Annotated in this window: 13 protein-coding genes; 7 read left to right on the top strand and 6 right to left on the bottom strand. The window is 44.3% G+C overall.

The genetic code is table 11. From position 1 onward, the window contains the following. Positions 1–257: 257 nt before the first annotated feature. A complete protein-coding gene (locus QWZ04_RS12130) occupies positions 258–926 on the top strand; it encodes an HAD family hydrolase (protein WP_290328336.1) in 669 nt (222 codons plus the stop codon). A 52-nt stretch (positions 927–978) separates the two neighbouring features. Here QWZ04_RS12130 and QWZ04_RS12125 read toward each other — a convergent pair whose 3' ends face one another. Then, complete coding sequence (locus QWZ04_RS12125) at positions 979–1164, bottom strand: hypothetical protein (RefSeq protein ID WP_290328334.1); 186 nt, start codon at positions 1162–1164, stop codon at positions 979–981. A 98-nt stretch (positions 1165–1262) separates the two neighbouring features. Between QWZ04_RS12125 and QWZ04_RS12120 the strand changes: the two genes are divergently transcribed. The 5 genes from QWZ04_RS12120 (at position 1263) to QWZ04_RS12100 (ending at position 5994) form a co-directional block, all read left to right on the top strand. After that, on the top strand, positions 1263–2153 hold the full coding sequence (locus tag QWZ04_RS12120; protein ID WP_290328332.1) for a LysR family transcriptional regulator: 891 nt from the start codon (positions 1263–1265) through the stop codon (positions 2151–2153). Positions 2154–2326: 173 nt separating this feature from the next. After that, on the top strand, positions 2327–3229 hold the full coding sequence (locus QWZ04_RS12115; protein WP_290328329.1) for a LysR family transcriptional regulator: 903 nt from the start codon (positions 2327–2329) through the stop codon (positions 3227–3229). Between the two features lie 84 nt (positions 3230–3313). Beyond that, entirely contained in the window at positions 3314–3685 is a 372-nt protein-coding gene (locus QWZ04_RS12110) for a VOC family protein (RefSeq protein ID WP_290328327.1), read from the top strand. 199 nt (positions 3686–3884) lie between these two features. Beyond that, a complete protein-coding gene (locus QWZ04_RS12105; protein ID WP_290328325.1) occupies positions 3885–4832 on the top strand; it encodes an AEC family transporter in 948 nt (315 codons plus the stop codon). A gap of 127 nt (positions 4833–4959) precedes the next feature. Continuing rightward, complete coding sequence (locus tag QWZ04_RS12100; protein ID WP_290328323.1) at positions 4960–5994, top strand: acyltransferase; 1035 nt, start codon at positions 4960–4962, stop codon at positions 5992–5994. A 233-nt stretch (positions 5995–6227) separates the two neighbouring features. Here QWZ04_RS12100 and QWZ04_RS12095 read toward each other — a convergent pair whose 3' ends face one another. Continuing rightward, positions 6228–6659 (bottom strand): DUF3010 family protein, encoded by a 432-nt coding sequence (locus QWZ04_RS12095; protein ID WP_290328321.1) that lies wholly within the window; start codon positions 6657–6659, stop codon positions 6228–6230. A gap of 103 nt (positions 6660–6762) precedes the next feature. Then, positions 6763–7665 (bottom strand): LysR family transcriptional regulator, encoded by a 903-nt coding sequence (locus tag QWZ04_RS12090; RefSeq protein ID WP_290328319.1) that lies wholly within the window; start codon positions 7663–7665, stop codon positions 6763–6765. Between the two features lie 95 nt (positions 7666–7760). Here QWZ04_RS12090 and QWZ04_RS12085 point away from each other — a divergent pair, with 95 nt between their 5' ends. Then, a complete protein-coding gene (locus QWZ04_RS12085; RefSeq protein WP_290328317.1) occupies positions 7761–8489 on the top strand; it encodes an NAD(P)-dependent oxidoreductase in 729 nt (242 codons plus the stop codon). A gap of 192 nt (positions 8490–8681) precedes the next feature. Here QWZ04_RS12085 and QWZ04_RS12080 read toward each other — a convergent pair whose 3' ends face one another. The 3 genes from QWZ04_RS12080 to QWZ04_RS12070 form a co-directional block, all read right to left on the bottom strand. Continuing rightward, positions 8682–11369 (bottom strand): DUF2339 domain-containing protein, encoded by a 2688-nt coding sequence (locus QWZ04_RS12080; RefSeq protein WP_435433609.1) that lies wholly within the window; start codon positions 11367–11369, stop codon positions 8682–8684. A gap of 209 nt (positions 11370–11578) precedes the next feature. After that, positions 11579–12583, bottom strand: coding sequence for a S66 family peptidase (locus QWZ04_RS12075; protein WP_290328314.1), 1005 nt, complete (start codon positions 12581–12583; stop codon positions 11579–11581). Positions 12584–12734: 151 nt separating this feature from the next. Then, positions 12735–13343: a DUF6198 family protein gene (locus QWZ04_RS12070; protein WP_290328312.1), complete on the bottom strand. Its 609-nt coding sequence runs from the start codon at positions 13341–13343 to the stop codon at positions 12735–12737. Positions 13344–13546: the final 203 nt, after the last annotated feature.

The following is a 13546-nucleotide window of genomic DNA, read 5'->3' as shown; positions in this document are numbered from 1 at the left end:
TCTTTCAAGGTTATTTCGAAAAATGCACACATGGAATCTTTTCGGAGTAGACAAGACTAAAGCACCAAGCATCACTAGAGAAATCATGCATCAGATAAACACGGGCACCGTGGTGCTTGTATGCTTAGGTAAATAACACTGACTGTGATTGTTTTAATCAATAAGTTTTAGACCCATTGCCGGCCCACTCTGAAATGAAACTGACATCAACTTGCTCTATATTTCAGCTTTAACATGAGCAAACTCAAGAGCGCACGATGTCTATTCCTTTATATGTCTTTGATATGGATGAAACTTTGGTTAATGGCGATTGTGCCATGATTTGGAATGAATTTTTGGTTGAAAAAGGCATTGCGACTCAACCGAATTTTTTAGAACAAGATCAACATCTAATGGCTCTCTATGCCAAAGGCGAGATGGATATGCAAGACTATCTCGCGTTTTCTATTGCGCCGCTCGCCGCTCTGCCCACTTCAGATGTGGCGATATTGGTCGAAGAATGTGTCGAGCAATACATTCTGCCCAAGGTCTTTGTGCAGGCCGCATCACTCATCGGCCAACTCAAGCGCAATAATGTTGAAATGGTGGTGGTATCAGCCTCTGTGACTTTTATCGTTGAAGCGGTGGCAAAAAAACTGGGCATTTCACATGCTATAGGCATTGATCTGGCCGAGTATCAAGGCTGTTACTCATCAAAAATGATCGGCACACCTAGCTACCGTGAAGGTAAAGTCACGAGGTTAGAGCAATGGCTAGCCACGCAAGACCAAAGTTTCACTGAGGTTCATTTCTATACCGATTCCATCAACGATTTGCCGCTTTGCAATTATGCCGACCATGCTTATTTGGTCAATCCTTGCAAACAATTGTCCCAGTGTAACCATCAAAACCAGTGGCAGGTATTGAATTGGGGGAATGAACAATAACTTCGAATGCGATAAAGGCAGCGAATAGTCGCGTGCCTTTTTGTGATCGAAACTAACGATTTTGGATATTAATATGCCATGAATCACTTGGCTCCGCGCATACATTGCTGTCCGCAATACTGGCATGAGAAGCAACGCCACTTTGGCAACGAAGGTAAGGTGTGCGATCAACCACTAGAGCGATAATGGTCGAAAACGCTAAGATAATCAGTACCCATCCGGCAATAAGTCGTAACATAATTCACCTCCATCTCATTAACTTCAGTTTTATTTTAACCGACCATAACGAATCAAAATAATGCATAATGAGGGGGATTCATTAACATTGGAGAGCGTATGTTTTCATATGAACACTTGGCTGCGTTTTGTGCGACCTACGAAGAAGGAAGCTACAGCGGCGCAGCAAGAAAACTGAATAAAGACCGGACAACCATTCGAGAGCAAATCAAGTTACTTGAAGACTGCTACGCCATCCAACTGTTCTCTATCAAAGGCAAGTCCGCTGTCGCTTCTAGTGACGCTGAAAACATCTATCAACAAGCAAGCCTATTGGTTCGCAACAGTGAAAAACTCGACGTGCATATGTTGAATTTATACCGCCAAGAAGTTACCCAGCTCGATATTTTTCACGATATCTTGGTTCCGAGCTCTCTTATCGTGCATATCGAGCAATACGTTGCAGACAAACACCCTAAAACTCGCCTCAATTGGTTACATAGAAATCGAGACGAAGCACTCAGTACTTTGGCACGCAGTAATCATCATTTGGCTATCATGCAACACACCTACGACAAGCGAACTGATTACCTAATTAGCTCACTTAACTTAGGTAGTGGCGCTTTTGCTCTGTACGCTAACCCTACGCATCCTCTTTGCCAACTCACGACCGTGTCGCTAGGAGAGTTGCAATTAGAAAAGCAGTACATCAGTGAAAACCACTTTAATGCCATGCCTCATTTCTTCCAAGTTTCGCCCGATTTTAGGTTGGTGAGTAACAACGATATCCTTGTAGAGTTATTGAAAAAAGATGGCTGGGCACTGCTCAGTACCAGCTTGGCAGAACATTACGTAGAAACTGGACAACTGAAACAATTACCAATCAAAGAGCTGGCATCTTCGCTCGATGTTGGAATATCTTTTTACTACCCTGACGCTCTGGCATCATCCCCTTTGCTACAAGAAATAATGCAGCAGCTAACATTGTATGTTTCACAACATAGAACCTAATGACACCGAAGCTTTACGCTACATCTAAATAGGTGATCAACCATTTTGTCCCACTCAGATCGAGATTTCTAGCCCAAGTTTGATAAAAGCAGTTACACTCAGGTTACTCACATATTTTGTGGGTAACCTATATTATTCCTATAGAAACAAATAGATAACAGGCGCGATAAGATATGCTCAATCCACTTTGGCTCAAGACGTTTTGTACCTTGGCTGACATCGGCCATTTCACCAAAACGGCTGATTCCCTTTATATGACTCAACCAGGCGTTAGTCAGCATATTAAAAAGCTGGAACATGCCTGTGGTTATGAGTTACTAAAGCGCGACGGGAAAAGTGTTGAGCTCACAGAACGTGGCAGGTTAGTTTACGATTACGCGAAACAACAACAGGTACACGCCAATAAGCTAACCGAAACGCTCGCGTTCGACGACCCACATAAAGGTGCCTGTAAGTTCTCATGTTCAGGGGCACTATCGTTGCGGCTTTATCCCGAATTCATCAAGCTGCAAAAACAGCATTCCGGGCTAATGACTCAGCTAGAAGTTGCGCCAAACCACAACATTTTGACGGCGTTGCAAGACTCAAGCATCGATCTTGGTATTGTCACCCACATCCCAACACCAAGTTTATTTAGCTTTGAGGAAATTGGGCAGGAAACACTCTGTTTGGTTCTTCCTGAGCAATATAGAGGCAGGGCCATCACACAAGAAACTTTGGCCGAATGTGGGCTGATTCACCACCCAGACGCTGAGCATTGCCTCACTCTGTATTTGGATTCGTGTGGCGACAAAGCATTACAAGAACTCGACGTCGAAAAGCTACCTATTACTAGTAAAATAAACCAGCTTAGTCAGATATTGCTGCCGATTTCTATGGGCGTTGGTTTTACTGTGTTACCGAAAAGTGCTGTAGATCTATTCCCACACAAAGACAAACTGCACATTCACACCCCAGCCAAAACCGTAACTGAAAATTTATACCTTGTTAGAAAGCGCAATCGTCAACTTCCTGTTAGATATGACACCTTGATATCTAAAATTAAAACGCTCATTAGCAACAAAAATGACACTTAGGCTAGGCGCGCATCCGTATTTCGAGCCTCTATTACTCATAGACTGCTAAAATGACATAAAGACTGTTTATATCGAGGTAAGAATATGGAATTAGGCGCTCACTCAATCAGCTTGAACGTAAAAGACTTACAGGCATCAAAAGCCTTTTATGAAAAGCTCGGCTTTGTTGTTACAGGCGGAGACGAGCCTAGCAGCTGGCTCATCTTAAAAAATGGACAGTGCATTATTGGGTTGTTCCAAGGCATGTTCGAAAAAAACATTCTCACTTTTAACCCCGGTTGGAATAACGATGCCGAAGAAACCAATCCATTTACTGACGTCAGGCAATTGCAGGAAACACTCAAACAAGACGGTGTGGAGTTCGTTAGCCAAGCAAACACTCAGTCTACAGGGCCCGCAAGCTTCATTATTGAAGATCCAGACGGCAACCCGATTCTGGTAGATCAACACAGATAGAGGAACATCTTGTATTACAAATATAAAGGTAACCCTATGGATTACTGTTCAATCTCACTCACACCATCAGTGGATAACAACCAATTTAGTTTGAATTCATAGAGATAATATTCATTGCGTTAATCATCTAGAATAAGCTGGATAATTAACCGACAAACTATTAGTATGATTTAATATATACACCCTCGAAGACAACATCATGCTTGAACAGTTTATTTTCTCCGCCACGATCACTGGCCCAATATTTCTTATGCTGTTGCTTGGGGTTGTGTTAAAGCGGATCAACTTGATCAACGAACCGTTTATAGAAACCGCTTCAAAGCTGGTGTTTCAAGTCACATTACCTGCTCTGTTATTTTTGAGTATCGTGAATGCTGATCATGATTTTGAAAAAAGTCTGCCGTTTGTATTTTATGGCTTGGCAGCAAACATTCTGTTCTTCATATTCACGTCGTTATCAACGAAAGTTTTATTCAAAAATGGCATCGACAACGGCGTGATCATTCAAGGCGGGTTTCGAGCTAACACCGCGATCATTGGCCTTGCATATATCGCTAATGCTTACGGGGATTCAGGGGTTGCGATTGCTGCGCTGTATGTCGCGTCAACCACTGTGCTATACAACATTTTAGCCGTCATCGCCCTTAGCCCTAAGAACGAATCGTCCAGTGTTAAAGCGTACGCAATGATCGTAAAGACCGTCACTAAGAACCCCCTAATCATTGCCATCATGGCCGCGTTTGCTTGCTTTTCACTCTCGATCCCTATTCCCGATATGCTAACAAGCGCAGGGCAATACTTCGCCGATATGACGCTGCCGTTAGCTCTCCTATGCACGGGCGGTTCACTAAACCTTAAATCATTGAAAGATGAGCAAATGAGTACCTGGTTTGCAAGTATTTGTAAGCTGGTTCTGTGCCCGTTACTGATCACCACTGGCGGCTACTTATTTGGCTTTAGAGGCATCGAACTCGGGATCTTGTTTTTCATGACCGCAGCACCAACCGCAGCAGCCAGTTATGTTATGGCGCGTGCGATGGGCGGAAACCCTACTCTGGCTGCAAACATCATAGCCCTAACCACCGTGGCATCATTGGCCACATACACCGTTGGCATTGTGTTACTTTCAAATCTCAACCTAATGTGAACCTTCTCGCAAACATTGAGGCAATTAAACGTTAACTTGTAAAATAGAAATCAAAATTGATACTAGACATTACTTTCAAACACTTAGCTGGTAATTTGTGAGTTCTGTTGAATATCTGGTTAAGAGTATGCCTCAAGAATCCGCTCATAAAATCGCTAGCTTCGAGCTAGGCCGAATCCTCGCTATGCTGGCTATTATCGTGCTACATAGCCAGGTTATTTTAACTTATGCATTGGTCGATGAAGTCCCGTGGGTTGGCTATATTGTCAACCAACTGTGCCGATTTGCCGTTCCTTTGTTCTTTCTCATATCTGGCTATCTCATTCAGCCAAAATTAGACAGCACACCTGCTTTCACTTTCATCCGCTACAGTCAACCTCTGGTCAAAATTTGGTTGGTTTGGAGTGTTATCTGCTTAGTGATGCCCTTTAACCTTCACGTCGTTGCCACTGATGGGTATTTGGCTGAACGAATGGGGTATTGGAGTTGGCTCATGCAGGCTCCTCTCAATACGTTAATGGAGGGAGGGTTAGTCCATTTATGGTACATCCCTGGTTTACTGTGCGCCCTTGCACTAATGACGTTATGCATTCATAAACACAAAGTGACGTTGATCCTGCCAATGGCGCTACTTCTGTACGTATACGGTGTGCTCGCAGGCAGTTACCAAGAACTGACACAATTATGGACACCATTCTTCACCCGAAATGGGCCATTTTTTAGCTTACTCATGGTCACTCTTGGCTATTGGGTGCGCAAAAATCAGTTCTCACTTTCTTTAAACAAAGCACTGGTGTTATCTGCTTTCGGGCTAGCGGTGCATTTCTTTGAGGCATATTGGCTAATGGGGTTCGACATTGCGTTCAATACACACGACTTTTTGTTCGGTACGCCGCTGTGGGCATTCGGGCTATTCATGGCATTGCTTGCCGTTCCTGATTTCGGCCGACGCATTCCAAATTTGTTTTCAGCGTCAGCTCTAATACTCGGAGTTTACGTCGCGCACCTACCTGTTGTTATCTTGATGAACAATGTGGCGGGTATGATGGAATTAGCCAATATGGAAAAAGATTTACTCGTGGTTATCGGCACCATCACGCTAACAATTCCGTTAGTTTGGGCTATCAATAAAAGTAAGCTCCGCTCGCTTTTGCTGCGTTAAGACAGCCCTACAAGGCACTCGGCACACAATCAATTGACACGCATCTAAGTTCGATGTTGATGACATGTCGATTGCCAATTCTTCAGCGCTTCTGGCGAGTATCGCTTCAAGCCGATTACTATGAAGAGTTACGAAGTAGAGAATTAGCGTACCTACAAAAAAACCACCTAAACAGGTGGTTTTCATCAGGATGCCCGCAAGGCACCGGCTTATAACACTGTGTTATTGCTAGCCTATTCGCTGCGGTTCATTAAGCAAGCGTAACCAACGTTAAATGCTTCTTCTTGATACTGCTTTAAGCCCATTTCTTTGAAGTTAACAGCCAGTGGGTTTCTTTTTAAGCTAGCTTTGATCTCCATTGGATCAACCACTCGCACATTAAGACCTTCAATAAGCTGGATTGCAGCTTCAAGTTTGAAACCTACCGCGCCACCAGCAAATTTACCTTTAGTCTGGCGCTGACGGATCACAACTCTATCTACTTGGTAATCTTCCATCAATTTAGCGAAAGAAAACTGAAATTCTCTTACTTTTTCAGTGTCGTTAGCGTCACCGATTGCAAGTTTAGGTACTCGGCAATCAGGAATGTTAAATACACCGTCAGATAGGGAAAGAAGACAAACAACCGCGTCGTTACCTTTAAGCTCAACACCACAAATTTTCATGTAAATACCTATTTATTTTCTAGACGCGCATTATAGGGCCTGTTGGCCTTTCAAACCAGTGCCGAAAGTCAGGCTTGGGCTGTTTATTTTCCTTAATAAACCTTCACTCAACTAACTGAGCCTGAAATTGCTTGGCGACAAAATCGAATACTCGGCGAATTCTTGGGTTGGTATGAAGCTCTTGGTGGCAAACCAGCCAGACGGGCAATCTCATAATCGGCCCGAATTCAGAGAAAGCTTGCATAAGTTGAGGCTCTTTTTCGGCCATGTCTTGAGGCAAATAAACAAGCCCGAGACTCCGGTTACATAAATTCAGTTGCAGCGGCTGAAAAGACGTCGTCACCTGAAAGTTATCTTTGCTTAACCGCCAGCCTCTCTGGTTCATCACCTCGATAACTCGACTGACATCGCTAAAGCCAATCAACTGAATATCTTGAACATCACTTAATTTGGTGACGTGTTTGTATGGATGCAGATAATCTGGGGTGCCATATAACCATATGACTTCTTCCCCCAGTTTTCTTGCGATTAAATCTGGTTGGGTTGGGCGAAAACTGCGAATCGCAATATCAGCATCACGTCGCTTTAGATCGCTCACTTCATTGGTTACCACAACTTCTATGCTGATTCCGGGCTCTTGCTGCCTTAATTGGGCAATGATATTCGGCAACCGGTAGATGGCATCAACTTCACACACCGATATCACCACATTACCTTCAAGCACCTGAGACTGCCCACCCGCAACCAACGAGAACTCTTGTGCGGCCTCGCCCATTTTTTTTGCCATAGCAAGCAGCTCTATGCCGCTAGGGGTTAGTACTAACTTCTGGCCCACTCGTTCAAACAGCGTAACGCCAATTTCATGTTCAAGTGCAGCCACTTGGCGACTCAAGGTTGGCTGTGTCATTCCTAACGCTTTTGCAGCCGAAGACAAACTGCCTTCTTCTGCGGTTACTAAAAAAGCGCGAGTGCGATTCCAATCAAAACAAACAGATGACCAACTCATACAAATACGTATATCCCTATGCAATTTTCGCCAATACACACACCAAAGACGTATAGGTATAGTAGCGATAATTCCAACACTTACAAGGACACGTTATGGCAACGCTGGTTTTAGGGGCAACAGGAGCAACAGGTCGATTGGTTGTTGAACAGCTCATCCAACGAGGTAAAAAAACAAAATTGATTGTGAGGAGTACAGAGCAGCTGCCAACGCATATAAAGGTGCATGAACTCGTCACGATTACTGTCGACAATGTGTTAGATATGAGTGACGAGCAACTGATGGAGCACCTCCGAGGGTGTGACTCCGTTGTTTCTTGTTTAGGCCATAACCTAACCCTTAAAGGCATGTTCGGCCAGCCAAGAAGGTTGGTGACGAATGTAACCAAGCGAGTTTGCCGTGCAATAGAGGCTTTGCAACCGGAACAGCCCGTTAAGTTTGTATTGATGAACACGACCGGAAATCAAAATAAGAGTGCCGGAGAATTAGTATCGGCTTCTCACTTTGCTGTCGTCAGCTTATTAAGAATACTACTTCCTCCCCATGTCGATAACGAACAGGCGGCTGCGTTTTTGCAAAACCAAATAACAAAAGACTCAGCCTACATTCAGTGGGTCGGCGTAAGGCCCGATAGCTTAGTCGATCAAGTCGCACCGAGTGCTTATGATGTACATCACTCCCCCACCCGTGATCCTATTTTTAATGCCGGGCAGACCAGCCGAGCGAATGTCGCTCACTTTATGGCATCGCTTTTGACTGATCCGCAATTATGGCAGCGTTGGCGGGGGCATCTGCCGGTTATCTATAATTCGGATGGTTCATGATGTTTAAGCGTTATTTTTCTGTTTTGGTCAGCGCGCGCATCAATTAGATTCCTGATAACAATGCTAACCTACAGCGCTAAAATTGGCTGTCGTGGGTACATTGTTTCAGGAGTGACGAATTAAATAGCTGAAATCTACTCATCACCTTTATGCTAAATGGGTCAACCTAAAGACCCATTAACAGCCGTTTCCCTATTTTGGCAACCCAACTACAGAACGATTTAACTTCTGGAACAGCCACCCTAGGGCAATCAATGAGCCGCCTAACCCTAAGAAACTGATCGCTCGCCAAAAACCGTCTAGGGAACGTACATCCCACAAGAACACTTTTAACGCGACACAAGCTAGCACAATCAAACCGAGGCGTTGCACTGAGTGCGCTTTACGCATGACACCACCCCAAGTAAGTAGGCTGCCCACAATCAAGCCAGCGACGGAGTAACTAAACAGCTCTGCCATGCTCGTCGGTTGCGATAACAACATAGAAACCGATTGCCAAAACTGGCGTATCGACAAACCTAACCAAATTGCGCCAAGTGTAAAGCCGAGGCCTGCCACTATTGGCCTTGGGATCTGTAGTGTGTTCCAACGTATAAACGCGGTAACGATAAGGATTGATGCGGGTAAGAACCAGCCTAGTAACAACATATTGAAAATTGGCATCGCCTCTACCGAGACGTTATTCACCACAAGTGGTGATTCTAGGGTATTAAGTAGCAAGATTAATAAACCAAATGTCGCCCAAAGGAGGTAGCTATACCCTTGATAGACACGCTGCAATTGTTGAGCAAATTGGCTGCGATAGCTGTAAACCAAGCCCATAACCAGAGCCTGATTGGCGAACACAACAGCTGAGGTAAAATCAACATCGCCTAGGTAGCCATAATGGCCAGTTAGCCAATAGTTAGTTTGAGTGAAAATCGCCATTACAAAGACGTGTAAAAACGCCCCTTCAAACCAATTCACCAGCTCGAAATCTGTACGCTGAAGTATTGTGCGTGCGTAAGCCAGAATCAATAAAGAAGGCAGGTAACTGGTCAGCCCCCATCCCCAATGAGCCACATTGACAGGTTGCCACTCTGGAATAAATGGCAACAAGGTTAGCCTGACCACCAAAATACCCATCGCGATCTTGATCGCCCAATTAGCAGGGCGGAACAAACCGTGTTGAGCTTGCAGGGCCATGACCGCTACTTGAATAGAAAGCGCGGTTGTAACCCAAATATCATTAAGCCAGACAACAAAAATGGTCGCAATAATGGCGTGCACAATCGCAGAACATTCTTGCGCCAAGAATTTCAAGCGCTGGCCAAGCACCAAGTAATGGATAGCCACTAAAGCGGTGAATACAGTCCAAGCGAATAAGTAGCCGCCCATAAATTGATAGATATATAGCAAAGTAGTCAAAGTCATCAGCGACGTGAGTACTAACAACAGGACTTTGGCTATATGCGATCGATCACCCGCACAGACTTGGAAGAACATTCTTGCGGCAATAAGCGCGATACTCGACGCCAACATAACCAGCAACCAAGTTTGCGAATTGATGACGTAAACAGAATCGATCCCAACGAAGAGCAACAACATTGCCGTTGAAGACACGAATATAGACGGCAGAAAAGCCCGCAAAGACCAACCTTTACGAATCGCAGGTAGCCAAACTAATAAGATTAGAATGGCAAAAAAGAAGGTAATTTGAATCGCGCTCGGCTCAGAAATACAAGCAGCCGAAAACAAAACCAGCAATACGATAGCAAGCGAAACCGCTACAGGTGAATGAGTCCATTGACTCTGGCCATGGCGATAGCGTGGGTTCAGCGCCCACCCTAGCCTTGGTACACTAAACAATAAGTACAGCGTAAATGACAAGAAAATAGCCAACCATGGGAATAGCTGCTCTGCTGGCATTGCCTCTGTCATCACCAGCATCCACATGAAATGCGGAACCGCAATACTTGGGGCGATCCAGTTGCGGCGCACGGTTTGCATCAACATCGTGGCTGCAATAGAGATCGCGCAGATGTACCCCGCGAGCAAGTAGTAATTAGGCTCGGCTCCAGCAATCCATAATGGCGCAGTGTAACCACCAATCAGCCCAAGTACGGCCATCGAAGGACCTTGGCGCAAAGATAAGAAAAGACTTGAGAACGCAACGGCCGCTAAAATCGCCAATGACACACTTGGGGTTAGCAGCTGATAGACAACAAAGGCGAATATCGCAGTGCCGTAAATACCCGTTAACCCCGTTCCCGTGATGGCGGCGGGAACATAGGTAAACCCTTGCGCTAGCTTGGATCGCAGTGGGATTTTCTGTTCTTTTTGATGAAGCCACTCGCCAGCAAAAACCGTCGCTAACGAAAGACAAAGCGCGATCGTCACACGCATGAACGGAGAAAACTCGATATGACTACCGATCACTTGAACTAAGTAACCCCCACCAATCAGCATTGCTAATGCACCGACCCAAATTAACCAGTTTTCTTGGAGATTGGCCATTAGCTTACTGCTCTGTTTTTCAAATGCAGGCTCACGGGGTTGGGTAAACGCTATTTGAACATCATCAGACTTAATGGGCTCTGGTGCATCTGCCTGCTGTGTTTGCGCTTTAGTTGCAAACGTATCAACTAGCTCTGAAGTGACTTCAGGGTCATCTGAGTGAATCGGTGCACAAGATTGAGCGAGCTCTGCCTCAACGACAGTAGGAGGTTCACTGGTTTGTTCACGTTCAGAGAAGCTCGTCCGTTCTAAAAACAGTGAACGTAACTCTGAAAGCTCTTGATTGAGCTTATAAACTTTGCCTTCTAGCTTTGATATTCGACTGACCGCTCTCCATGTAATAAGCGCCCCGACAATTACCACTATCATGAGTATGGTAAACAACTATTTGTGCTCCTGCCTCAAGTGCTGAGATCTTAGCTTAAAAAACTACCTAAGATTAATGGTAAGTTAATACTATATGCAACTTTAACCCTTAAATAGTTGTACAGCCCTCGAGTTACCCTGATTGTTTGATGTTTTGGCGTTAGGTGCCAGCCCTAGGTCCCCCTTAAGGGCGAGCAACATATTGGAGCGGGAGACCGACTATCTTGTTAGTTTGTTGATACCCATTTCTGTTCAAGGCTAAAACTGTGGTCATCGAAGTCGATTTTCCCTTGGATACCTAGGGGTGTAACAAGCATAGGATGGGTATGACAACTGTCAAAGCCATAAAAAATTGGTACAGGTTTACCATTCAATACTTCAAGTAAGACATCAAGTGGAGTTCGCCCTGTCCCCTTATCATCGAACAACTCATGCTTACCCAATATGATTGCCCCTACTTTGTCGAAAACACCACAAACAAATAAGTGAGCAAAAGATCGCTCTACGGTTTCGATGCCGCATAATGAGTCTTCGACTAACAAGATATCGCCTTGTTGAATGGTTGGCATATATGGACTCCCCCATATACCAGCCATTGTATTTAAGTTACCACCCACAATGCGACCTTCAACTATCCCATCACCGACAAATTTCCATTCATTAGGATAGGTAGGCTTACCTGAGTTTTGTGTATCCCAGTTATGCCGAACATCTGTCCACTCTTCCGGTATAGAATAAGAATACATACCAGAAGTTGAAGATAATATATCAATGAAAGAGTCGAATGTTTTGTCGACTAACGGTGGAAATTCACCAAAAGAAGCAACCAAGGCAGGGCCATAAAATGTAATTAGCCCAGTCTGGGCGTAGATACCCATGAGTAAGGCGGTAACGTCTGAGTAACCTATAATGATTTTAGGGTCATTACGCAGGGCTTCATAATCAATATACGGCAATAAAGCATTGCTGTTGTTGCCTCCAATCGTAGACATAATACAGCGAATACTTGGATCACGAATAAGTTCGTTTAACTCATGAGCACGTTCTTGAATTGAACCAGAACGATAGGAGTCTGTTTTTCCGGTTAGAGTGCCTGCAACTAGCTCGAACCCCTTTGATTTAAGGTAATTTTTAGCTCGATCAAATCGAATTTCTGCAAATACTGTGGCTGGTGATGACGGTGAGAAAAAGCCGATTTTGTCACCGGTATTTAGAGCTTTTGGATATAACACTTAATTTAATCCTCCATAATTTGAGTAAGCAAGCCAACACCTGCATTAAGGTGTGCCAGCACTGAACGCCATACCAAAACTACCAATTGTGACTTTTGGTTCCTGTCCCTTTAAGTCGTCAATATTCAGACTCGTTTAGCTGTTGTCTCATTTAGTTGTTTGCAATAACGGCCTGGTAACGCCCTGGTTTGTGGTTCATTGCTAATATGAGATTCGTGACTATCGCGCCAAGTACAGAGAGCGCAATCAACTCAATATTGACGATAAACAGCGACATAACCACTATTGAGCAATCCAATCCCATTTGCACTTTGCCAGCACGAATACCAAAACGCTCTTGTAAAAACAGAGCTAAGATATTAAAGCCACCGAGGCTCATTTTGTGCCTAAAGATCACCAGCATTCCCATACCAATCAACCCACCACCAACCAGCGCCGCGTACAACGGCTCGATATGAGCGATCTGAATGACATGGTAAAGGTGATCAACCGCGAATGAGACAATACTTACCGCGATAAACGTGTTAATAGAAAAGCGCCACCCCATACGAGTGACCGACAAGATATAGAAAGGAAGGTTTAACACAAAGAATACCTGACCGAATGAGAAATCAGACACTTTTGTGATGAAGATAGACAGCCCTGCGGTTCCCCCAGTTAAGAGCCCAACTTGGTTAAAAAATATCACGCCCAATGACACAAGCGCACTACCAAGAATTAAAGCCAGCAGGTTTTCTCGAAGACTATGATCTTTATCCATGATTCCAATATCCTTATCGTAATGACATTCAACAGCACTTCATGCGCCGTGAGCACGCCCAACAGTAAAATGACTCAAAACAATAGGTGAGGCGATTCAATTGAAGGCGTTGAAGCCATATAAGATGACGTTAAACAAACGGAATGTCGACAATCAATAAGAGGTTACCTCTTCAAGAAGTGTTAATAAATTTATACAGTAGA

It is taken from the genome of Vibrio tapetis subsp. quintayensis (genome assembly GCF_030409945.1).
GTDB lineage: Bacteria > Pseudomonadota > Gammaproteobacteria > Enterobacterales > Vibrionaceae > Vibrio > Vibrio quintayensis.
The sequence above is the reverse complement of the archived record's forward strand: the minus strand, read 5'-3'. Positions and strand labels throughout refer to the sequence as shown.

Coding starts and splice junctions, on each gene's coding strand:
- QWZ04_RS12130 (WP_290328336.1), top strand. CDS start 258: ATGTCTATTCCTTTATATGTCTTTGATATGGATGAAACTTTGGTTAAT.
- QWZ04_RS12125 (WP_290328334.1), bottom strand. CDS start 1,164: ATGTTACGACTTATTGCCGGATGGGTACTGATTATCTTAGCGTTTTCG.
- QWZ04_RS12120 (WP_290328332.1), top strand. CDS start 1,263: ATGTTTTCATATGAACACTTGGCTGCGTTTTGTGCGACCTACGAAGAA.
- QWZ04_RS12115 (WP_290328329.1), top strand. CDS start 2,327: ATGCTCAATCCACTTTGGCTCAAGACGTTTTGTACCTTGGCTGACATC.
- QWZ04_RS12110 (WP_290328327.1), top strand. CDS start 3,314: ATGGAATTAGGCGCTCACTCAATCAGCTTGAACGTAAAAGACTTACAG.
- QWZ04_RS12105 (WP_290328325.1), top strand. CDS start 3,885: ATGCTTGAACAGTTTATTTTCTCCGCCACGATCACTGGCCCAATATTT.
- QWZ04_RS12100 (WP_290328323.1), top strand. CDS start 4,960: ATGCCTCAAGAATCCGCTCATAAAATCGCTAGCTTCGAGCTAGGCCGA.
- QWZ04_RS12095 (WP_290328321.1), bottom strand. CDS start 6,659: ATGAAAATTTGTGGTGTTGAGCTTAAAGGTAACGACGCGGTTGTTTGT.
- QWZ04_RS12090 (WP_290328319.1), bottom strand. CDS start 7,665: ATGAGTTGGTCATCTGTTTGTTTTGATTGGAATCGCACTCGCGCTTTT.
- QWZ04_RS12085 (WP_290328317.1), top strand. CDS start 7,761: ATGGCAACGCTGGTTTTAGGGGCAACAGGAGCAACAGGTCGATTGGTT.
- QWZ04_RS12070 (WP_290328312.1), bottom strand. CDS start 13,343: ATGGATAAAGATCATAGTCTTCGAGAAAACCTGCTGGCTTTAATTCTT.